16 protein-coding genes are annotated in these 21,199 nt (G+C 64.4%); 6 read left to right on the top strand and 10 right to left on the bottom strand.

Features of this window, described 5'->3' with window-relative positions:
• Positions 1 to 42 precede the first annotated feature (42 nt).
• A complete protein-coding gene (locus BRPE64_RS17135; protein ID WP_016354746.1) occupies positions 43 to 753 on the top strand; it encodes a helix-turn-helix domain-containing protein in 711 nt (236 codons plus the stop codon).
• A 767-nt stretch (positions 754 to 1,520) separates the two neighbouring features.
• On the top strand, positions 1,521 to 1,895 hold the full coding sequence (locus BRPE64_RS17125; RefSeq protein WP_044042735.1) for a DUF3564 family protein: 375 nt from the start codon (positions 1,521 to 1,523) through the stop codon (positions 1,893 to 1,895).
• 16 nt (positions 1,896 to 1,911) lie between these two features.
• On the opposite strand, the gene BRPE64_RS17120 is transcribed toward BRPE64_RS17125, so the two are convergent.
• A complete protein-coding gene (locus BRPE64_RS17120) occupies positions 1,912 to 2,103 on the bottom strand; it encodes a DUF2964 family protein (protein ID WP_016354742.1) in 192 nt (63 codons plus the stop codon).
• A gap of 347 nt (positions 2,104 to 2,450) precedes the next feature.
• On the opposite strand from BRPE64_RS17120, the gene BRPE64_RS17115 reads away from it, so the two are divergent.
• Complete coding sequence (locus BRPE64_RS17115) at positions 2,451 to 2,873, top strand: phasin family protein (protein WP_016354741.1); 423 nt, start codon at positions 2,451 to 2,453, stop codon at positions 2,871 to 2,873.
• A 146-nt stretch (positions 2,874 to 3,019) separates the two neighbouring features.
• Here BRPE64_RS17115 and BRPE64_RS17110 read toward each other — a convergent pair whose 3' ends face one another.
• Positions 3,020 to 5,215 carry a serine/threonine protein kinase gene (locus BRPE64_RS17110; protein WP_044042734.1) on the bottom strand — a complete coding sequence of 732 codons (2,196 nt, stop codon included), beginning with the start codon at positions 5,213 to 5,215 and terminating at the stop codon, positions 3,020 to 3,022.
• A gap of 469 nt (positions 5,216 to 5,684) precedes the next feature.
• Here BRPE64_RS17110 and BRPE64_RS17105 point away from each other — a divergent pair, with 469 nt between their 5' ends.
• Complete coding sequence (locus BRPE64_RS17105) at positions 5,685 to 5,906, top strand: hypothetical protein (RefSeq protein ID WP_016354737.1); 222 nt, start codon at positions 5,685 to 5,687, stop codon at positions 5,904 to 5,906.
• 28 nt (positions 5,907 to 5,934) lie between these two features.
• Here the strand turns inward: BRPE64_RS17105 and BRPE64_RS17100 are convergent, their stop codons facing one another.
• Positions 5,935 to 10,302: an Lhr family helicase gene (locus tag BRPE64_RS17100; RefSeq protein WP_016354736.1), complete on the bottom strand. Its 4,368-nt coding sequence runs from the start codon at positions 10,300 to 10,302 to the stop codon at positions 5,935 to 5,937.
• 348 nt (positions 10,303 to 10,650) lie between these two features.
• Between BRPE64_RS17100 and BRPE64_RS17095 the strand changes: the two genes are divergently transcribed.
• Both BRPE64_RS17095 and BRPE64_RS17090 read left to right on the top strand, forming a co-directional pair.
• On the top strand, positions 10,651 to 12,984 hold the full coding sequence (locus BRPE64_RS17095; protein ID WP_016354735.1) for a phosphoketolase family protein: 2,334 nt from the start codon (positions 10,651 to 10,653) through the stop codon (positions 12,982 to 12,984).
• 4 nt (positions 12,985 to 12,988) lie between these two features.
• Positions 12,989 to 14,104: an acetate/propionate family kinase gene (locus BRPE64_RS17090; protein ID WP_016354734.1), complete on the top strand. Its 1,116-nt coding sequence runs from the start codon at positions 12,989 to 12,991 to the stop codon at positions 14,102 to 14,104.
• A gap of 144 nt (positions 14,105 to 14,248) precedes the next feature.
• Here BRPE64_RS17090 and BRPE64_RS17085 read toward each other — a convergent pair whose 3' ends face one another.
• The 7 genes from BRPE64_RS17085 to BRPE64_RS17055 all read right to left on the bottom strand — a co-directional run bounded on the left by BRPE64_RS17085 (position 14,249) and on the right by BRPE64_RS17055 (position 21,185).
• Positions 14,249 to 15,586, bottom strand: a complete 1,338-nt coding sequence (locus BRPE64_RS17085; protein WP_016354733.1) for an MFS transporter — start codon at positions 15,584 to 15,586, stop codon at positions 14,249 to 14,251.
• 33 nt (positions 15,587 to 15,619) lie between these two features.
• Positions 15,620 to 16,567, bottom strand: coding sequence for a hydroxymethylglutaryl-CoA lyase (locus BRPE64_RS17080; protein WP_016354732.1), 948 nt, complete (start codon positions 16,565 to 16,567; stop codon positions 15,620 to 15,622).
• Positions 16,564 to 17,757 carry a CaiB/BaiF CoA transferase family protein gene (locus BRPE64_RS17075; RefSeq protein ID WP_016354731.1) on the bottom strand — a complete coding sequence of 398 codons (1,194 nt, stop codon included), beginning with the start codon at positions 17,755 to 17,757 and terminating at the stop codon, positions 16,564 to 16,566. Before BRPE64_RS17075 ends, BRPE64_RS17080 begins: the two co-directional genes overlap by 4 nt.
• 122 nt (positions 17,758 to 17,879) lie before the next feature.
• Positions 17,880 to 18,806, bottom strand: a complete 927-nt coding sequence (locus BRPE64_RS17070; protein WP_016354729.1) for a LysR family transcriptional regulator — start codon at positions 18,804 to 18,806, stop codon at positions 17,880 to 17,882.
• A 16-nt stretch (positions 18,807 to 18,822) separates the two neighbouring features.
• The gene (locus tag BRPE64_RS17065; RefSeq protein WP_016354728.1) at positions 18,823 to 19,209 is read right to left on the bottom strand and encodes a PaaI family thioesterase; all 387 of its coding nucleotides are present in this window, start codon (positions 19,207 to 19,209) and stop codon (positions 18,823 to 18,825) included.
• Positions 19,210 to 19,528: 319 nt separating this feature from the next.
• The gene (locus tag BRPE64_RS17060; protein WP_016354727.1) at positions 19,529 to 19,726 is read right to left on the bottom strand and encodes a hypothetical protein; all 198 of its coding nucleotides are present in this window, start codon (positions 19,724 to 19,726) and stop codon (positions 19,529 to 19,531) included.
• 286 nt (positions 19,727 to 20,012) lie between these two features.
• Entirely contained in the window at positions 20,013 to 21,185 is a 1,173-nt protein-coding gene (locus BRPE64_RS17055; RefSeq protein WP_044042359.1) for an NAD(P)/FAD-dependent oxidoreductase, read from the bottom strand.
• Between the last annotated feature and the right edge of the window lie 14 nt (positions 21,186 to 21,199).

The raw sequence follows: 21,199 nt of genomic DNA, 5'->3' as shown, positions 1-21,199 counted from the left end.
CGTCATCCGTGAACCATACTGAAGACGTAGGAGGAAACCGCCATGGAACTTTCGCGCGATCCGGGCGCGGCAAGCGGGCGCGTCGCCGCACCGACGCTGCATGTCCGCCTGACGGACGCCGACGCCATTCCCTTCCCCACCCGCACGATCGAGCGCGGCGATGCGCTCTACTGCGCGGGCGAGGCGCTGCGCAGCCTCTATACGGTGCAAAGCGGCTGTTTCAAGACCGTCGCGACCTTCCCCAGCAGCGACGACACCAACGCGCCGCATACGCAAGTCATCGGCTTTCACCTGCCGAACGAGACGCTCGGCCTCGACGGCGTGTGCACGGCCCGCCACGAAAGCGATGCCGTCGCGCTGGAGACGAGCGTCGTGCGCATCATGCCGGTCGGCATTCTGGAGCCGCTGTGTCGCGAATACGCGGCGATGCAGCATGAATTGCTCGCGATCATGAGCGCCGAAATCGTGCGCGCGTCGCGGCTCGCGTTGATGCTCGGCACGATGCCGGCGCGCGAGCGCGTCGCTGCCTTCCTGCTCGATTTCTTCGAACGTTTCGACGCGAGCGCGGCATCGTCCACGGAGCACGCGACCGACGTGCTGCTGCCGATGACACGCGCCGATATCGGCAGCTATCTCGGGCTCGAACTCGAAACCGTGAGCCGCATGCTGTCGAAGCTGCAGCGCGAAGGCGCGATCGGGCTGAATGGACGGCAGGTGCGCATGGTCGATCGCGCGATACTCGCGCACAACTGACAATCACGGATTCGCGTGCACGTCGATGAGCACGTCGCCCGCACGCGGCGACGGCTCGCGCAAGTCGAGCGCCTGCAAATGCGGGGCGTTGCCGTCGAAGACCATTGCACGTATCGGCATGTCTCCCTGGTTTATTGCATGTTGCGTTTTGAATTCGATATTGCGATGCAGCGCGCGAGGGACGCACAGCTTCATGCCGAGTGACGCGCCGCGAGCTGATGGGGCGGCCACAAGCCGGCGTGGTGCAGCGATGCACGCACAACGCGCACACTCGCGCGCGACACATGTTCAATGACGCAGTGCACGCGCGTAACGCGGGTCATCGAGCGGATGCGGCTAAATGCCGTCGATGCTTGTCGCGGAAGCGTCAGATTGTCATACTAAACTTCAGTTAATGGGTGATGATGAGAGGTGCGTATCGATGCAAGACATCGGCATCGGACTTGCTTTAAAGGTTGGCTCATCATCGCTGCTGCGACGCGGCAAATCGCACTTCCACACGCACGATAGCGGTTCGCTTTCCAAACGCTTCGGCGATGAAACTTGTTGCATACGGCGCGATTAAACTTATTGCCCTCGCACCGTTCGAACCCGACGTTACGGCCGTAACCGGCCGGGTCTCAAGCCCAGACAATAGCCGAAACAATACGCGCGGCGACACGCCCGATAGCAACATCGTCGAGACGCCGCCCCTCATTCGACGACGCTCATGGCCGGTGCGAAAGTGCCGAGCGTCCCGTCCATTGAATCGTTTCATGGAGGATGACATGCGTATCACCGTCAAGCTGGATGGATTCGAAGGCGCCCAATCCGCGGCCTACGCCATTCTGTGGCTCGACAAGGAAACACGCCGCTGGTCGCGCGAAGGTCATCAGGCTGTCGATGTGCCCGACTGGGGCGGACTGCGCGCGGGATTGAACGGCACGATGATCTGCGGGCAGCGCGTCGAGGAACCGATCTGCGTGCTGGAACGCCTCGATTTCGACACGCCCGGCGGCCCGTGCGAAGGTCTCGCCGGACGCGTGCTGTGGTATGCGGACGGCGCCGGCATTCAAAGCACCGGGCGCTGGCATGTGCAGTGCATCGACCGCGAGCAGATCAAGGCCGAGCACGGCGTCTTCGCCGGGGAGGAAGGCGCCTGAGGCCGCCGCGATAGCGTCAGGGCTCGTCGCTCGGAAAAGGCGTCAGCATCACGACGAACGACGCAGCCCCTATCAGAATGGCAAGAACGCCGTAGTACGTAACGGCGTTCTCGTCGAACAGCAACCCGCGCAGGGACGCATGAATGCCGCCCAGCGTGACGAACACGGCGCCCAGCGCCGCGACGATGCGTCCCTCACCCTTGATCATGATGTGCTCCCGACCATCCGGTCATCCGGCGGTCCGGGGGCCATTCGCTCGCGCGGTTATGACGATGCCCGCCGCCATGATTCCATGGTCGTTGCGGTGCCGCAGCACGCATTGATGTGCATCAATTCTCGAACAAGCCGCCGGCCGAAGGCGCGATGAGACCGCTCGTTCTGGTGTTTTCCCTTGCCCCATCTTCGCGGTTTATATTGGTAGTATCAGGTGCCGGGTGCGCGTCGCTGTGATTGCGCAGACACGGCGCTTGCTGCCCGGGCAATCCGCGCTGTCGGTGCGTGACGGACGACGGATCACGGAGCTCGTACTCGAACGAACGAATCTGGGGAGGCACGATGAACCAAAATTTCAGCGATCCGTTCAGCCAGTTTGCCGCGATGTTCCAGCAGTATCAGCTTCCCGGGTTCGACGTCACGGCCATCATGGAGTCGCGGCGCAAAGACGTGGAGGCGCTCGCGGCGACCAACCGCGTCGCGTTCGGCGGCATGGAAGCATTGCGCGACAAGCAGGTCGAAATCCTGCGCCGGACCTTGAGCGAGCTGGAAGGCATCGCCAAGCAGTTCGCCACTTCATCGACGCAACCGCCCTTCAACGCCAACGACGTCGTGCAGCGTGCGCTTCATAATGCACTCGCCGACATGCAGGACATCGCGCGCACGACGCAGCAGACTCAGGCCGAAGCCTATGCGCTCGTCAGCAAGCGCATGGAAGACGCGCTGAAGGAACTGAAAGCCACGATCGAAAAACCTCAGACCTAGCCTCGCGGCTCATCCATCGCGCCCGCCGCGCACACGCGGCGAGTTCGCGGTGTTCGAAAAGGACGGCTGGGCGCATGCCGTTCAGCCGTACGACGATCACGTTGGAAAGGTCGCGGCCCGCGTCGGCGCGCAGGCGTTAAGCGCGACTACTGCTTCGCCTGCGTGGTGATCTGGAACAGATCGACGGCCACGCGATCGCGTCCGTATTTGCCCGCCATCGCGGCGAGCCGCTTTTCCACGGCGCGCAGATATTCGGGCCGGGCTTCGCTGTCGGGGCGCGGCGCATCGAAGAGCGGCGCGGGCGTCACCATCAGCACGATCATCTCCGAACCGAACGGCTTGCCGACGACCCAATCGCCCATCGTGCCGATGGTCGCCGTGTAGTTCGGCGGCGCCTGATTGTCGCGCGACCGCTGTGTGGGCAGCAGATGCACGACGCTGCCGTCGAGCGTGAAGTAATCCACGTTGACGTAGGAATCGAACGCGGGCGTCATCAAGTCGATGATCAGCGGTTCGCCTTCGGTCAGACGCGTCGCGCGCGAGCGGGTATGCACGGAGGCCGGCCGCCCCGATTGCCGGTTCGCCGACCAGTACGGGCCCAGCACCTTGAGCAGATCGCATTTGTCGTCGGCGACTTGCTGCACGCCGAAGTTCGTCGTCTTCACGCCGGGCACGCGGCCGAGCGCTTCCTTCAGACGCGCGAGGCCGTACTTCTGCGAGACGAAGCCCTGCACGTCGACGGTCTGATCGTGCACCGATGCGACCAGCGCCGAGCACGGCACGCTCGCCAATACCGGCATGACGGCCGCAACGGTGAGTTCGGGCACCGGCGTTGCGGGCACGGCGGGCGTGATCGCCACCGACGATGCCGGTTTCGCCGCAACCGTGGGCGCGGGGGCCGTTACCGCGGGGGCCGTACTCGCCTCAGGCACAGCGGGCGCAGAAGGCGCAGACGGTGCAGACGGTGCAGAAGGCGTCGCCGCTTCTTGCGTCCCGCCTTTCGACTGCTCGAAGAAGTAATATCCCGCGCCCGCGATCAGCACCGCCGCCACAGCCGCTCCCGCGCCGATCGCGAGTTTCGGCGTGTTGGTTTTCTTCGGCTTGCGGCCGGTCGCGGTCGACGGCTGCGCCTCGCCGATCTCTTCGAGGAACTGCGCGACGCTCGGCGTGCGTGCCTCGCGCTCGAACGCGAGCGCGGCCTTCAACACTTTCCACTCGGTACTGCCGAGACCTTCCGGACGATGCGGCTTCATCCCGGCGCTTTTCGCCTGCATCGCGGGCACGCGGTCGAACGGATGCTTGCCCGTGAGTAGTTCATATGTGATGCAGCCGAGCGCGTAGATGTCGTCGCGCGGATCGGGCTCGCGGTGCTCCATCATCTCCGGGCTTGCGTAGGCGGGCGTCATCGCGCCGAGGCTGCCGGGATCGAACACGGTTGCTTCGCTTTCTTCCTCGGGCCGCTGAATCACGCGCGAAATGCCGAAGTCGATCACCTTCACTTCCGACGTGTCCGTCAAAAACACGTTGGCGGGCTTGAAATCGCAATGCACGAAGCCGCGCTCGTGCGCGTAGGCGAGCGCGTTCGCCATGCCCTTGAAGATCGGAAAGACCTCGGCGAACGGCATGCCCTTGAAATTCGGGTTCCGCAGCAAGCGCGACAACGGCTGGCCGGACAGATATTCCATCGTCAGATAGACGATCTGGCCGTCGCGGTCGAAGTCGTACACGGTGACGATATTGCGATGCGCGAGCTGCTGCGCCTTGCGCGCCTCGCGCTGCAACGCGATCAGCGAATTCGGATTGCCGCGAAACTGCAGATTGAGCACCTTGATCGCGACATACGGACGCCGGTCCGACGCTTCGAGCTTGCGCAGATCGAGCGCCTTGTACACGGTGCCCATGCCGCCGATACCGAGACATTCTTCAAGCACGAAGCGGCTGTTGAGCGTGTCGCCGACGCCTTTCATGCGCTGATCGTGATCGACCATGACCTGCGTCGCCTGCCCGAAGGTGCCGCTGCTGGGATCGCGCTGAGGCGCGGGCGATGGCGGGAAACCGGGCGTTGTCTGCAGACGCGTCTCGTCGCGGCCCATGGGACCGATGGGGCCGGTGCCTGAGTCGGGATCGGGTTGAATGCGCGCCGTGTGCTCCACGCGACGGCGAATGGCCGCGTAGATATCCGGCGGCAGAGGCTTCGCCGCGTGTTCCTCGTCGAGGATTTCCATGAGCCGCTTGGCCGGGGTCTGCTCGGTCGCCAGCGCGCCGTCCACCCGTGCAAAGAACTCGTCGCGCGACCCGCCGTCGCCCCGATATGTACGAATCGCTTGCGCAAAACTTGTCATCTGTGCGACGCGACGCGGCTCCAAATCGATCGACAATTCACTTGTCGTAACAAATACGAGGTGCTCTTTCGATACTAGCCTCCGCATGCGCCTTTCGCAAATGGCGTTTTCGATCATGAGCGGTATCGCGCACATGTCGTTCGGAGACCGACACATTGATTCGAAGTGTTGGCGCGGATAATGCAAACGCGATGATTTGCCTTCGCGTGAACGCATGTGCCGCGTTGTATGCATGCGCTGAAACGTCGAAGAATCAGACGCTTGCGAATTATCTTCCGTGAATGGTGCGCGTCTGGCACGGGTCTCGCATTAAGTAATGCGTTCCCGCGGTGGATTGCTTCGGCATTCCGCCGCCTTTGGCGTGCTGCATGCGCTAATGTTCACACAGCGAGCCAGCGGCGAATTTGCCTATACTCAACCACGCGTTGAGCCGCGCCCGTCGACTCCCATACTTCTGGAGGAAGCAATCATGCCCGTCATCAAAATCAGGGATCTCGCCGACAGCGTCGAACTGGATCGTCAGGCGATGAACACGATCGTCGGCGGCGCGCGCAACGGCTTGCGCACATCGTTTCGCATAAGGCCGGCGTCGAACGCGAATCGAGTGGTCGATTATCCGGGCGTCGCGGTGAAGGATGTGCCGGTGGAACAGCCCGGTCCGTTCACGACGAAGATCGTCACCAAGAAGTAATGGTCGATGCGCGCGGGAAGTTCTTTTTTCAGTGCCGCACCGGAACGACCGCGCCGGACACGCCGCTTACGACCGACGCTCCCAGCGAGCGCGCCGAGCGCCTGACCAGCGCGAGACGCATGCGTTCGCGGCCGGCGCCGTCGAAATCGCCGAAATAGCGCGTCTTGCCCGCGATGACCGCGCCGACCGGCACGCCATCGAGAAACAGCACGCGATTGCCCGCAAGCGCCGGCACCTTCTCGCCGGGCAGTAACGTGCCGACGAGATTGAGCGGATCGACCGCCGAGAGCGCGACGAACGCGCCGTCCTTGGGCCGCTTGCGCATGTCGCGCAGCAGCGGCACGGCCTCCGGCAGCGCGAATTGCTCGCCCGCGAGCCCGGCCACGAAACGCCCGCCGCGAATCTCACCGCGCGCCTCCAGCCGGTGATACACGCGTAGCAGGTCGCGCCACGGCGGCAGCCACGCCGCTTCGCGCTCCAGCAGACGCCAGAACACCACGCCGTAGCGGCGCAGCAGCGTCAGCGCAACGTGCTCGATGCCGCTATCGTCTTTGGCTTCGTCGCGTTCATCGCTGGCTGCGCGACGTAAAAGCGCCCAGCGGCCCGCATCGTCCATCCCGCCGATGAATAGTCCCCCGCGACGCGGATGCCGCGCGAACGCGTTGCGCTTTGCGGCCGGCGCGAGCAGCGCACGCAGCCCCGCGAAGCTGTCCGCGTTGACGAGCCCGAGCGACACCAGTTCGCCGAGCGCGTCTTCGAGTTCGGTGCGCAGCAGGCGTGCGTCGGCCAGAAGTTCGTCGAAGAACATCGCGCCGTGCGTCTTGAGCGCATCGAAGACGCGTTCCGCGCGCGACGAGAGCTGCGGCGCGTCGTCGGCGCTCATCAGCGCATTCCACGCGTCGAGATGACGGCGCGGCAAAAGCACGATCGGCGTGCCGCGCACTGGGCCGCCGGTCGCGCGCGCACGTCCGGCGGGCCGCGTCCAGACGATCTTGCCCGCGCGGCAGAGTTCGTCGAGCGCCATGCCGGAATAATCGGCGATGCGCGCGGGCAGAATCTCGTCCTCCCACGCAACGGCAGGCGCTTCGAATCCTTCGAGCTGTTCGAGCACGGCGGCGAGCGCATCGCGCCCTTCGCCGCGCGCGTCCGGCGCGACGCGCTGCCATTCGAACAGAAAACGCATGAAGTCCTGCCGCTCGACCGGTTCGATCTCGCGGCGCAGACGCCGCACCGTGTATCGATGAATCCGCGCGAGCAGATGGCGCTCGCACCATTCGTCGGTCTGCGCGCCGGGCGTGAAGCGGCCGCGCATCACATAGCCTTCGGCTTCGAGGCGCGTCAGCGCAAGCGCAATCGCCGACGCGGGCAGCGCCAGCGGCCGCGCGATCTCCGGCACCGTCAGCGGACCGAAACCCGAGAGCCGCGCGCGCACGATCTCGACGAGCGCATCGTCGGGCGGCCAGGGATCGTCGAAGCCGGGCGGCGGTTGCAGCGACGGATGCATCGGCGCGTGCTCGTAGACGGCGCGCACGCACGCGAGCCGTTCGATCGGCGTCCACAACGCATCGTGCTCGGCGATCACAAGGCGCGTCGCGCGGCCGGAACGTGCGAGCGCATCGAGCCATGCCGGCCACTGCGCGTGACGTTGCACTTCCGATTCCGCGATGCAGGCGAGCATCGTGAGCGCCTCGTGCATTTCGTCGGCGCGGGTGACGTCGGGCCACGCTTCCTCGCGCACGCTCGCGATGGCATCGAGATCGAGCGCGCCGAGATCGTCGGCGGATTGCGGATCGGACCAGCGGCGCGCGAGCACGGCTTGCGTGCGGCGTTCTTCCAGCGGGGCATCGTCGAGAAAGGCGTAGGGACGCGCCGACAGAATCTCCGCCGCGAGCGGCGACGGCGCCGGCAACTCGCGCGTGACGAGCCGCACGTCGCCGCTTTCGATGCGCCGCAGAAGCGCGAGCCAGGCGTCGCTGTCCATCGCGTCGTGCAGGCAATCGTCGATCGTCTGCTCGACGAGCGGATGCGCCGGCACATCGCGCTCGCCCGCGAGATTTTCCGCGCACGCAACCTGATCGGGAAACACGGCCGCCAGCAGGTCCTCGCTCTTCATACGCTGGAGTTGCGGCGCCACTTTGCGCCCGCCCGTATAGCGCGGCAACGCGAGCGCGTTTGTCGCGTTCCAGCGCCAGCGCACGCCGAAGAGCGGCGCGTCGAGCAAAGCCTGAATCAGCACGTGTTCGGCGGTTGCGGATTTGAGGTAGCGCCAGACGTCGTCGAGCGCGAAGCTGTGGCGATCCGTCAGCGACAGCACAATGGCGTCTTCCGTCGCCGCCGCCTGCAGTTCGAAGTTGAACGTGCGGCAGAAGCGCTTGCGCATCGCGAGCCCCCACGCGCGGTTCACGCGGCTGCCGAACGGCGCGTGGATGACGAGTTGCGTGCCGCCGGATTCGTCGAAGAAGCGCTCCATGACGAGCGTGTCCTGCGTCGGCAGCACGCTGAGCGCGGCGCGCGCCCGCGCCAGATATTCGACGATCTGCCGCGCCGGTTCGATGCCGATGCCGGTTGCATCGGCGAGCCAGGCGATGGCCGCGTCGATGCTGTCGTGACGATCAAGCACGAGCCGCGCGTCGATCTCGCCGCGCAGCCGGGCGATCGCGTGCGAGAGTTCGTCGCTGCGGCCAGGCGCTTCGCCAAGCCAGAACGGGATGTTGGGCGGCTGACCGTTCGCATTCTCGACGCGCACGCGCCCGCCCTCCACGCGCACGATCCGGTACGACGTATTGCCGAGCTGGAAAATGTCGCCCGCGAGACTTTCGACGGCGAAATCCTCGTTGACCGTGCCGATCTGCAAGCCTTGCGGTTCGAGGATGACGGCGAAATCGGCGTTGTCTGGAATCGCGCCGCCCGAGGTCACGGCGGTGAGCTTGCCGCCGCGCCGGCCGCGCAGCGTGCGGGAAACGGCGTCGCGATGCACATACGCCGCGCGCACGCCCTGCCGGCCCGTATAGCCTTCGGCGAGCGTGCGCAACACGGCGTCGTAGTGGACGCGATCGAGCGTCGCGTACGGATACGCGCGCGTGATGCGTTCGTAGAGCGCGTCCTCGCCCCACTCGCGGCACGACACTTCGGCGGTGATCTGCTGCGCGAGCACGTCGAGCGGCGCATGCGGAATGGCGAGTGCGTCGAGTTCGCCGCGTCGCACGCAGTCGAGCAAGGCGGCGCATTCGATCAGATCGTCGCGCGAAGTTGGAAAGAGCCGCCCTTTCGGCACGCCGCCAACATGATGCCCCGAGCGCCCGACGCGCTGCAAAAAGCCGCCAATCCACCCGGGCGAACCGATCTGGCAGACGAGATCGACCTCGCCGATATCGATGCCCAGTTCCAGCGATGCCGTCGCGATCAGCACGCGCAGCTCGCCGCGCTTGAGCCGCTGTTCCGCCGCAAGCCGGTGTTCGCGCGCGAGGCTGCCGTGATGCGCCGCGACCGCATCGCGCCCGAGACGCTCGGTCAGATGCCGCGCCGCGCGCTCCGCCATGCGCCGCGTATTGACGAACACGAGCGTCGTGCGATGCAGCGCGGACAATTCGGCCAAACGGTCGTAGACGCGCTCCCACATGTCGTTCGACATGATCGCTTCGAGCGGCATCGGTGGAATGTCGAGCGCGAGATCGCGCGCGCGGACATGGCCGACATCGACGATCTCGCACGGCTCGTTCGCGCCGACGAGAAACTTCGCGACCAGTTCAATCGGCTTTTGCGTCGCCGAAAGACCGATACGCACCGGCCGCCGCCCGCCCGCGTCTTCGCACAGCGCATCGAGCCGCGCGAGCGACAAACTTAAGTGCGAGCCGCGCTTGCTCCCCGCCACCGCGTGGATTTCATCGACGATGACCGTGCGCACGGTCGACAGCATCGCGCGTCCCAAATCCGACGAAAGCAGCACGTAGAGCGATTCGGGCGTCGTCACCAGAATATGCGGCGGGCGCTTTTTCACCGCGTTGCGTTCCTGCTGCGTGGTGTCGCCGGTGCGCACGGCGGCGCGAATCTCGGGCGCGGGCACGCCGGCATCGCGCAAGCTCTGGGCGATGCCGGCCAGCGGCTCCTCCAGATTCACGCGGATGTCGTTCGACAACGCCTTCAGCGGCGACACATACACGACGCGCGTTTCGTCCGGCAGACTGCCGCCCGCGGCGATGCCGTCGCGCACGAGTTCGTCGAGCGCGGCGAGAAATGCGGTCAGCGTCTTGCCGGAGCCGGTGGGCGCGGCGACGAGCGTCCAGCGGCGGGCGTGCACGAGCGGCCACGCGCGCGCCTGCGCGGCGGTCGGCGCGGCAAAGCGCGCGCAAAACCATCCGGCGACGGCGGGATGAAAGCCTTGCAAGGCGTCATCCATGGAAGCGGTTTGTCCAGGCATTCGACTATTCTAGGGGCGCTTTTGAAACGGCGCGGATCCCGGCGTGATTCCGCTTTCAGCCGCGATGGATTGACGCGCCCATCTGCCCGATCGCCCGGAGCGCTTTAAGATGGTTGGCTCCAAGTTCGCCGCTTAAAGACAAACGCCACAAACGCGCGCGATCATGGCAAGCGAATCCGCAGAGCAAAGCGCGCAGGACCCGATCTTGCGCGAGCCGCACGCACGACGTTCGACCAATCATCTCACTGCAAGGAGAAGCAATTGAACGACGACGTCACTGGCACGACCCCGACCGAAACGCCTCTCGGCCCCGACCTCCTCGCAAAAATGAATGCGTACTGGCGGGCCTGCAACTATCTGTCGGTCGGCATGATCTATCTGCGCGCCAATCCGCTGCTGCGCGAGCCGCTGCGCGCCGAGCACATCAAGCGGCGCCTGCTCGGTCACTGGGGCTCGGACCCCGGCCAGTCGTTCGTGTGGGTGCATCTGAACCGCCTGATCAAACGCGACGATCTCAACGTTCTGTTCGTCTCCGGCCCTGGCCACGGCGCGCCCGCAACGCTCGCCAATTCGTACCTCGAAGGCCATTACTCGGAGATCTATCCCGACCGCAGCGCCGACGAAACAGGCATGCTGCGGCTGTTTCGCGCGTTTTCGTCGCCGGGCGGCATCGGCTCGCACTGCACGCCGGAGACGCCGGGATCGATCCACGAAGGCGGCGAACTCGGCTACAGCCTGTCGCATTCGTTCGGCGCGGTGTTCGACAATCCGGATCTGATCGTGGCGACGGTCGTCGGCGACGGCGAAGCGGAAACCGGCCCGCTCGCCACGTCCTGGCATTCGAACAAGTTCCTCAATCCGGCAACCGACGGCGCCGTGCTGCCGATCCTTCACTTGAACGGCTACAAGATCGCCAATCCGACGATCCTCGCGCGCATTCCGCACGACGAACTCGAAGCGCTTTTCAAGGGCTATGGCTACGAGCCGCATTTCGTCGAAGGCCACGAGCCCGAGGCGATGCATCAGCGCATGGCGGCGACGCTCGAACGCTGCATCGCCGATATCCGCGCGATTCAGGCGAACGCGCGCGCGAACCCGCAGAACGTCACGCGTCCGCGCTGGCCGATGATCGTCCTGCGCTCGCCGAAAGGCTGGACGGGTCCGAAAGAAGTCGATGGCCACAAGGTCGAAGATTTCTGGCGCTCGCATCAGGTGCCGATTGCCGATCCGGCGAGCAATCATCGCAATCTCGCGCTGCTCGAAAGCTGGATGCGCAGTTACAAGCCCGAAGAACTCTTCGACGAAGACGGCCGCCTGATTCCGGCGCTGCGCGAACTCGCGCCCGAGGGTACGCGACGCATCAGCGCGAATCCGCACGCGAACGGCGGCTTGCAGCGCCAGTCGCTCGATCTGCCGGATATTCGCGATTACGCGTTCGAGTTCAAGCGCGCGGCGGCCGTCGAGCGCTCGTCGACTGCCGTGCTCGCCACGTTCCTGCGCGACGTGATCCGCCGCAACATGACGAGCTTCCGTCTGTTCGGCCCGGACGAAACCGCGAGCAACAAGCTCGACGGCGTGTACGAAGCGTCGGGCAAGCGTTGGCTCGCACAAACGCTGCCCGAGGACGCCGACGGCGGCGCGCTGTCGATCGACGGCCGCGTGATGGAAATGCTCTCCGAACACACGCTCGAAGGCTGGTTCGAAGGCTATGTGCTGACCGGACGCCACGGCCTCTTCGCGACTTACGAGGCGTTCGTGCACGTCATCGATTCGATGTTCAATCAGCACGCAAAGTGGCTCGAAAAAGCGAAGAACGAACTCGACTGGCGGCGCCCGGTGCCGTCGATCAATCTGCTCATTACGTCGCTCGTGTGGCGTCAGGATCACAACGGCTTCACGCATCAAGACCCCGGCTTTCTCGATGTCGTCACGAACAAGAGCCCGGGCGTCGTGCGCATTTATCTGCCGCCCGACGCGAACTGTCTTCTGAGTGTCGCGGATCACTGCCTGCGCACGCACGATTACGTGAACGTGATCGTCGCGGACAAGCAGCCGCACTTGCAGTACCTGAGCATGCAGGACGCGATCGTGCATTGCGCCAAGGGCATCGGCATCTGGGACTGGGCATCGACCGATCAGGGCGCGGAGCCGGATGTCGTGGTCGCGTGCGCGGGCGATATCGCGACGATGGAAGCGCTCGCCGCCGTCGAAATTCTCAAGGCGAACTTCGCCGATCTGAAAATCCGCTTCGTGAACGTGGTCGATCTGTTCAGGCTCATGCCCGACACCGATCATCCGCACGGTCTCTCCGCCCGCGATTTCGACTCGATCTTCACGCGCGACAAGCCCGTTATCTTCAACTTCCATTCGTATGCGTCGCTGGTGCACAAGCTCACGTATAACCGCACGAATCACGACAACATCCATGTGCATGGTTATCGCGAGCGCGGCAACATCAACACGCCGTTCGAGCTTGCGATCATCAACGGCGTGGATCGTTACACGCTAGCAATCGACGCGATCGACCGCGTGCCGCGTCTTGCGGGCAGCGGCGCGCATACGAAGGAATGGCTCAAGAATCAGATCATCGAGAGCGTGCGGTATGCGCACGAGGAAGGCATTGATCGCGACGAAATTCGTGAGTGGACGTGGAAAGGTTGATGCCATGAACCAAGGCATTCTGGTTCTGAACAGCGGCTCGTCGTCGCTCAAGTTCGGCGTCTTCACGACGCGCGACGGCGACGAGCACGCATGGCTTTCGGGCAGCGCGCAGGGCATCGGACGCGAGAGCGGTTCGTGGTCGATGAAGTCGTCCGACGGACGCTTCGACGTCTCGCAGGATCATCTGATGGAGACTCAGCACGATGCGTTGCAGCGCATCGCCGATGCGCTTCGCGAGCAACTGGATGCGCGGGACGCGCCGCTTGTCGCGGTGGGGCATCGCGTGGTGCATGGCGGACCGCACTTACGCGAGCATTGCGAGATCACGGATGCAGTCAAGCAGACACTGCACGAAGCGGTGCCGTTTGCGCCGCTGCATCTCCCGCCGTCGCTCGCGCTGATCGACGAGGCGCAGCGCATCTTCGCGGGCGTGCCCCATTTCGCGTGCTTCGACACCGCGTTTCATCGCACGCTGCCGGAGCGCGCGACGCGCTTCGCGTTGCCGCACGAGTATGCGCAGCGCGGCGTCGTCCGTTACGGGTTTCATGGGCTGTCGTACGAGTCCATCGTCAACGTGCTCGGTGCGGATTTGCCTTCGCGCACGGTGATCGCCCATCTGGGCAGCGGCGCGAGCCTCTGCGCGCTGCAGGACGGCCGCTCGGTCGATACGTCGATGGGCATGACACCCGCGGGCGGCATCCCGATGGCCACACGCAGCGGCGATCTCGATCCGGGCGTGCTGATTCATCTGCTTCGTCATGCGTCGCTCGATGCCGATGGGCTCGAAACGCTCGTCAACCGGCAGGCCGGATTGAAGGCACTGTCAAACTCCGACGACGACATGCGCGCGCTCTTAGCACGCAGCGATCGTGGCGATGCGGACGCGGCGCTCGCCGTCGATGTGTTCTGCACGGCGGTCCGCAAGACGATCGGCGCTTATGCCGCGCTGCTCGGCGGCCTCGATCTGATCGTGTTCAGCGGCGGCATCGGTGAACATAGCGACGCGGTGCGCTCGCGCGTACTCGACGGACTGGCGTTTTTCGGCGCGGCGCATCGCGTCGTGGCGACGGAGGAGGAACGACAGATCGCGCGGCATTGCCGGCGGTTGCTATCGTCGTAGTGGTTTTTTGCATGCGGCATGCTAAATGCCATCTGGTCGAATGCATGCAAAATGCCAAATGCATCATGCTCCATCATGCAAAAAAGCCAGCGCCCGGCGGAAGCACATCCCGCCGGGCGCTGCGCATTCGGAATCGCGAAACACTCAGCCGTTCTGCTCCGAATGATCCCGTTGCCGAAGCGACTGCGGCAAGCCGAACAGCAACAACAGCGCGCACACCACGCTCATCGCGCCGATGACGTACAGCGCGGGCGTCGTGCTGCCCATCGTGTCGCGGATACGGCCGACCATCACCGGACTCACGATGCCGCCGAGTTGTCCCAGCGTATTGATCAACGCGATGCCGCCCGCCGCGCCCGCACCGGTCAGAAGCTTCGGCGGCAGCGCCCAGAAGGCGGGAATCGAAGCGATCACGCCCGCGCCCATCACGCCGAGCGCGGCGATCAGAAGCGTCGTCTGCTTGTCGAAGATGCCGGCCGCGAAGAAGCCGATCGCCGCCAGCACCAGCAGCACAGCCACGAACTTGCGGCGCTCGCCCGAGCGGTCCGACATGCGGCCGACCACCACCATGCAGATCGCGCCGCAGATGTACGGCACCGCCGTCAGAAGACCGATGACCGTCGGATTCTGCGTGCCCGCCGCGCGAATCAAATGCGGCGCCCAGAAATTGAGGCCGTAGGACGCGACCTGAATCAGAAAGTAGATGAGGCCGAGCATCAGAAAGCCGGGCGTCTTGATCGCGCCGAACAGCGAATGACCGGTGTCGGTGTGCTGGCTTTGCGTCGAGATCTGGCTCTTCAGATAAGTCTTTTCGGCGCCCGTGAGCCACGCGGCATCATCGATACGATCCTTCAGCACCTTCAGCACCAGCACGCCGAGCAGCACGCACGGCAGACCGCCGAGCAGAAACAGCCAGTGCCAGCCCGGAATGCCGAGCACGCCGTTCATGTGACCAAGCACGAGACCGGATAACGGCGCGCCGAACAAACCCGAAAACGCCGATGCGAGGAACAACAGCGACGTGATGCGTCCGCGATAGCTCGCCGGAAACCACAGCGTCAGGTAGTACAGCACGCCGGGCGCGAAGCCCGCTTCCATCGCGCCGATGATGAAGCGCAGCCCGTAGAACTGCCACTCCGTCTGCACGAAGACCATGAGCGCGGTGGCGATTCCCCACGAAATCATGATGCGCGCGATCCAGCGACGCGCGCCGACCTTGTAGAGCAGCATGTTGCTCGGCACTTCGAAGAGCACGTACCCGATCACGAAGAGACTCGCGCCGAGCCCGTAAGCCGTGTCGGAAAAGCCGAGCGTGCTTTGCAGCTGAAACTTCGCGAAGCTGATGTTGATGCGGTCGAAGAACGCGAACAGATAGCACAGCATGATGAGCGGCATGAGCCGCCATGCCACCTTGCGAATGATGTCCGCGGTGTTTTCGGAAGTCTGCGGCTTGCCTGCCGCGTCGACGCTCAAATCACTCATGGTTGTCTCCGGTAATTGTTTTGGTCTTTTGAATCAGATGCTTCGTACGTAGTCCGGCGCCGCGTGAAGGTCGCAGTTGCGGCCCGCCTTCGCGACCTGTCCCGATACTTCGTGGCCGACGAGCGCGGGCAGCGTGCGCGACAGCGCGATCAGCTTCGGCAGATCGACGCCCGTGGGAATGCCCATCTCGTCGCACATGTTCACGAGGTCTTCGGTGCAGATGTTTCCGGATGCGCCCGGCGCGAACGGACAGCCGCCGAGGCCGCCCAAGGCCGCGTCGAAGCGGCGCGCGCCCGCATCGTAGGCGGCGAGCACGTTGGCAAGCCCCAGGCCGCGCGTGTTGTGGAAGTGCAGCGTCAGATCGGCGGCGGGCACGTGTTCGAGCACGCGCGCGACGAGCCGCGCGACCTGTCGCGGATTCGCCATGCCGGTGGTATCGGCGAGGGTGACGCCGGCAATGCCCATCTCACGATACGTCCGCGCGATCGACACGACGCGGTCTTCGTCGATGCGTCCTTCGAACGGACAGCCGAACGCCGTCGCGACCGTCGCGTTCAGCGACACGCGCTCCGTCGCGCCCTGAACCAGCCGCACGATATCGCCGAAGCCCGCCAGCGACGACTCGCAACTCATGCGCATGTTGGCGCGGTTGTGCGTCTGGCTCGCGGACATCACGAGGTTGAGTTCATCGGCGCCGGCGGCGAGTGCGCGTTCCGCGCCCTTCACGTTCGGCACGAGCGCGACATAGATCACGCCCTGTCCGCGGCGAATGCCGTGAAAGACCGCGTCGCCGTCGCGCAGTGCGGGAATCGCTTTCGGCGATACGAACGAACCCGCCTCGATGCGCGTAAAGCCGCACGCCGACAGGCCGTCGATCAGCGCGATCTTGTCCGCCGTGTCGACCCACTGCTTTTCGATCTGCAGGCCGTCGCGCGGCGCGACTTCCTGAACGATCAGCGGTTCTTTGTATTCATAATTCATTGCACCGCTCCTTCGGCACGCAGTCGCGCCACCTCGCCGGCGTCGAAGCCGAGCGATTCCAGAACTGATTCGGTATGCTCGCCGAGCGCCGGACCTTGCCAGCGCACTTCGCCCGGCGTGTCGGACAGCTTGGGCACGATGCCCGGCATCTTCACGGTGGCACCGCCCGGCAGATTCGCTTCGAGCAACATGTCGCGCGCCTGGTAGTGCGCGTCGTTCACGATGTCCGCGACCGAATAGATGCGGCCCGTGGGCACTTCTTCGCGTTCGAGCGTCGCGAGCACGTCGTCCATCGAGTGATGCGAGGTCCACGCGGTGATCGCTTCGTCGAGCATCGCGCTCTGCTTCACGCGGCCGTCGTTGTGGGCGAGTGCGGGATCGTCGGCGAGATCCGGGCGGCCGATCACGTTCATCAGGCGCTTGTAGATCGGATCGCTGTTGCCCGCGATCACGACAAAGCCGCCATCTTCCGTGCGATACGTATTCGACGGCGCGATGCCCGGCAACGCCCCGCCGCTGCGTTCGCGCACATGGCCGAGCAGGTCGTATTCGGGGACGAGACTTTCCATCAAGTTGAAGACGCTTTCGACGAGCGACACATCGACGACCTGGCCGTCGCCCTGTCCGGTCTTTACGCGCAGCACCGACATCAGCGCGCCGATCACGCCGTGCAGCGAGGCGAGCGAATCGCCGAGGCTGACGCCGACGCGCGCGGGCAGGCCTTCGGCGTCGCCGGTCGTGTAGCGGATGCCGCCCATCGCCTCGCCGATCGCGCCGAAGCCGGGACGATCGCGGTACGGGCCCGTCTGGCCGTAGCCGGAAATGCGGACCATGGTGAGCTTCGGGTTGATGGCGTGCAGCACGTCCCAGCCGAGGCCGAGCTTTTCGAGCGCGCCGGGGCGCATGTTCTCGATGACGATGTCGGCATCCACGGCAAGACGCTTGATGACGTCGGCGCCTTCGGGCGATTTGAGGTTCACGCAAACCGACTTCTTGTTGCGCGATTGCAGATACCACCACAGCGACGTGCCTTCGTGAAGCTTGCGCCATTTGCGCAGCGGGTCGCCGCCGTTGGGGGTTTCGATCTTGATGACTTCCGCGCCGAACTCGGCCAGCATGCGCGCGGCAAACGGCGCAGCGATGAGAGTGCCGATTTCGATGACCCGGATGCCTTGAAGAGGTCCGCTCATGCTGCTTGTCTCCAGATTTATCTATCGTGGAGCCAAGCTTATTGGCGAACGCTCAGGTCAGTCCAACCGCATTTCGGCAATGATCGTTCGTCAAACGCGAACGCTCGCGGGCTTTTCGAAAGCTAACGTTGCGTGCCGGCCGCCTCGATTCCGCGCAGATGATCGAACAGCAGCCGGCTCACGGGCGAGAGCGCATCCGCATCCCTCACGACGATAATGAGACTGCGCGCCGCCCATTCCTCGTCGAGCGTGACGGCGGCGAGACCCAGCTGACGGCCGAGCGCCTCGAACACGTGCAGCGGCAGCACGCCGACGCCCATGCCCGCCTGCACCATGCGGCACACGGCATCGAAGCCGGGCACGTGAATGCGCAAGCGCAGCGCGCGGCCCGCCTGTCGCGCGGCGAGATGCGTGCGCATGTTGATCGAACTCGCCGAATGAAGGCCGATGTGATCGAAATCGAGCGTGTCCGCGAACGCGACGCTTTCGCGCTGCGTGAGCGGATGATCGCCTGGCGTCACGATGACGAGCCGGTCGTGCCGGTAATGCGTGGTTTCGAGACCGCGCGTGTCGGCCTCGCCGGAACAGATGCCGAGATCGACCAAACTATCCGCCACACCTTCGACGATGCCGCCGCTCGGCCGCTCCTCCAGATCGATCTTGATCTGGTCATGCACCGACAAGAACGCGCGCAGGTCTTCCGGCAGAAATTCGACGATCGCGGAGAGGTTGGCCATCATCCGCACATAGCCGCGCACGCCGCTCGCATGCTCGGCCAACTCGATGCCGATGTTTTCGACGTCGCGCAGCACGCGCCGCGCGTAGTGCAGCAGCGTTTCGCCGGCGTTCGTCAGTTCCATGCCGCGCGCCTTGCGCTCGAACAGCACGGCGCCGACGGCCTGCTCCAGTTCGAGCAGACGCTTGCTCGCCGCCGATACCGCGATCGCCTCGCGTTCGGCCGCGCGGGTCAGCGTGCCTTCCTCGAACACGGCGAGAAAGAGTTGCAGCGTCGTGAGATCGAGACGCCTGAGCAGGTTGCGGGTGGCCATCGTCGGGACGGGCGCGTCAGCGGGCGTACTTGAACGTGCCCTGCGCGCTCGCGATCATCACGCGATCGTCAACCCACGCCTCGCCGCGCGCGAAGTACACCGAGCGGCCCTGCCGTTCGAGAAAGCCCTTCGCGACGACCTTCTCGCCGATGCCGCGATCGAGATAATTCACCGTCAGCGAGAGCGTGAAGCCATGCACGGGCGTGTTCCCCGACGTGAAGAGGCCGGCGTAGCCGCATGCGGCGTCGAGCAACGTGGCGATCGCGCCGCCTTGCAGGATGCGTTGCCGGTTCAGGTGCCCGGCTTGGATCGGCATCAGGAATTCGGCGTAGCCCGCGCGCCATTCGGTGAACGTCGCGCCGAGCGCTTCGAGAAACGGATTGTCCAGATCCAGATTTGCCACCTTCGCTCCCTTTGGTCCACTTTTGCGTACGGTTCGGCGATTGTGCCATCGGCGCGCGCGGGACGCCGGACGCGGCAAAAACAGGGGAAAGTGGGCAGGCGCAAAAAAACCCGCGCGCGCGGGTTTTCATTTGAGCGACGGACACATCGATAATCGCACGGCAAAATCTGCAATTTACACAGATCGGGTTTCGTGTGGTGTCGCACATATCGAGCGATTCATGAAACAGCATCACGAATCGCTTATACGTATCATTCACGCGCGTCTATATATTGCATGACCCGCTGTGTCACCTGCGCAACACAATGCTTAAACGCGTTTAGTTATATCCGCGAATCACGCAGGATTTTTGTTCTTCCTCGGACTTTTCACTGGCGAAACGGCCGCAGATTTCGGCCACATATTCCGGTTTTCCGGCAACCTGGCTGGAACGGTGTGAAACGGTGACGCTCGTGTCCGGCGGCATTTCGCCGTCTTCGATCCATGCGTAGAAATGCGCGCTCGTATTGGCTTCCATGTTATCTCTCCTTTCGGTCTAAGCGCAGAAAGCGTTCGATAGTTCCAGAATGCGCTTCTTAATATCGGCTGGCCCTAGTGGATTTCATTAATGGACGTGAGCCGAAAACTGCCGTCATGATGTTGAGAATGCCCGCCCGAAGCCAAAACCACGTCGCCTCAATCCGCATATCCCTCGCCTTTCCCCTTTTTAGTAGCGAAAAAAATGCCCGGTGCAAGACCGGTCAACTTAAATCATCGATTATGGAAAGCGGACGTTTTCCAATCGTTTCGTACTCTTCTATCTTTTATACGACATTCTTTTCGACAATCGGCCGGCCTTCGAGCACGCGCGTCCAGTCGAGCGGCGATAAATCGAGCGTCTCGTAATGCCCGTGCAAAATCAGTTCACTCACGCCGCGCCCGGTGGCCGGGCCCTGCTGCAATCCGTGCCCGCTGAAACCATTCGCGAAAATGCAGTTCTCCAGGTCCGGATGGCGGCCGATGATCGCGTTTTGATCCAGCACGTTGTATTCGTAATAACCGGACCAGCAACGCTCGACGCGCAGCGCCTCGAACTGCGGCACGCGATGCGCGAGCGTCGGCCAGATAACGTCGTCGAAGAGCGCGTGGTCCACTTCGTCGAGCGGCAGATCGTCGGGATCGTTGTCCGCGGCGGGTGACGTCCCGCAAATATACGTGCGGCCTTCGGGACGGAAATAGACGCCGCTCGGATCGATCAGCAGCGGACAGCGCTCGAGCTTCGCCGGCGACGACACATTGAAGATACTGCGCCGCCGCGCATGCACCGGCAGATCGATGCCGAGCATCGACGCGATCGGGCGCGACCAGGCGCCCGCCGCGTTCACGACGACATCGCACGCATACGTCTCGCCGTTGGACGCGCGCACAGCCTGCGCACGCCGGCCGCCGCGCTCGATGCCGACTACTTCCGCCGCCACATAGCGCGCACCCAGTGCTTGCGCTTTTCGCCGAAGCGCCTGCACGAGACCGTAGCCATCGAACCAGCCTTCGCCGCTTTCGCCGAACGCGCCCGCCGCGAGATCGTCCGTGTTGAGCCACGGAAAGCGCGCCTGCAGTTGCGCGGCATCGAACAGGCTGATATCCGCGCCGAGCTTGCGTTGCAGCGCGTGATTTTCGCGCAGCGTCGCTTCGCCCGGCGCCGTCGCGAGAAAGAGATAACCGCCTTCGTGCAGATCGATCGACGGACGCTCGCCGTTCACTTCGAGCCGCTCGCCGATCGAGCGCAGGAACTCGATGCCGAACAGCGACATGCGCACCGAAAGCGGCGTCGAGAACTGCTGCCGGATCGACGCCGCCGACAACGCCGACGACGAGCGCGCGTAAGTCGGATCGCGCTCGATCACCGTGACCTGCGCGGTCGGATCGGCCGCCCGCAAGAAATACGCGACCGAACTGCCGATCACGCCGCCACCCACGATCACCACTTGAGAAGCCAAGCCGCCCTCGCTAT

This window comes from Caballeronia insecticola, assembly GCF_000402035.1.
In the GTDB taxonomy this organism is placed as follows: Bacteria; Pseudomonadota; Gammaproteobacteria; order Burkholderiales; family Burkholderiaceae; genus Caballeronia; species Caballeronia insecticola.
This window is presented reverse-complemented; position numbering and strand designations above follow the sequence as displayed.

What these genes read in the sequence shown, in the direction of transcription:
- BRPE64_RS17110 (WP_044042734.1), bottom strand. Translation starts at nt 5,215, where the DNA reads ATGACAAGTTTTGCGCAAGCGATTCGTACATATCGGGGCGACGGCGGG.
- BRPE64_RS17070 (WP_016354729.1), bottom strand. Translation starts at nt 18,806, where the DNA reads ATGGCCACCCGCAACCTGCTCAGGCGTCTCGATCTCACGACGCTGCAA.
- BRPE64_RS17115 (WP_016354741.1), top strand. Translation starts at nt 2,451, where the DNA reads ATGAACCAAAATTTCAGCGATCCGTTCAGCCAGTTTGCCGCGATGTTC.
- BRPE64_RS17080 (WP_016354732.1), bottom strand. Translation starts at nt 16,567, where the DNA reads ATGAATTATGAATACAAAGAACCGCTGATCGTTCAGGAAGTCGCGCCG.
- BRPE64_RS17060 (WP_016354727.1), bottom strand. Translation starts at nt 19,726, where the DNA reads ATGGAAGCCAATACGAGCGCGCATTTCTACGCATGGATCGAAGACGGC.
- BRPE64_RS17135 (WP_016354746.1), top strand. Translation starts at nt 43, where the DNA reads ATGGAACTTTCGCGCGATCCGGGCGCGGCAAGCGGGCGCGTCGCCGCA.
- BRPE64_RS17085 (WP_016354733.1), bottom strand. Translation starts at nt 15,586, where the DNA reads ATGAGTGATTTGAGCGTCGACGCGGCAGGCAAGCCGCAGACTTCCGAA.
- BRPE64_RS17075 (WP_016354731.1), bottom strand. Translation starts at nt 17,757, where the DNA reads ATGAGCGGACCTCTTCAAGGCATCCGGGTCATCGAAATCGGCACTCTC.
- BRPE64_RS17095 (WP_016354735.1), top strand. Translation starts at nt 10,651, where the DNA reads ATGAATGCGTACTGGCGGGCCTGCAACTATCTGTCGGTCGGCATGATC.
- BRPE64_RS17125 (WP_044042735.1), top strand. Translation starts at nt 1,521, where the DNA reads ATGCGTATCACCGTCAAGCTGGATGGATTCGAAGGCGCCCAATCCGCG.
- BRPE64_RS17105 (WP_016354737.1), top strand. Translation starts at nt 5,685, where the DNA reads ATGCCCGTCATCAAAATCAGGGATCTCGCCGACAGCGTCGAACTGGAT.
- BRPE64_RS17120 (WP_016354742.1), bottom strand. Translation starts at nt 2,103, where the DNA reads ATGATCAAGGGTGAGGGACGCATCGTCGCGGCGCTGGGCGCCGTGTTC.
- BRPE64_RS17090 (WP_016354734.1), top strand. Translation starts at nt 12,989, where the DNA reads ATGAACCAAGGCATTCTGGTTCTGAACAGCGGCTCGTCGTCGCTCAAG.
- BRPE64_RS17100 (WP_016354736.1), bottom strand. Translation starts at nt 10,302, where the DNA reads ATGGATGACGCCTTGCAAGGCTTTCATCCCGCCGTCGCCGGATGGTTT.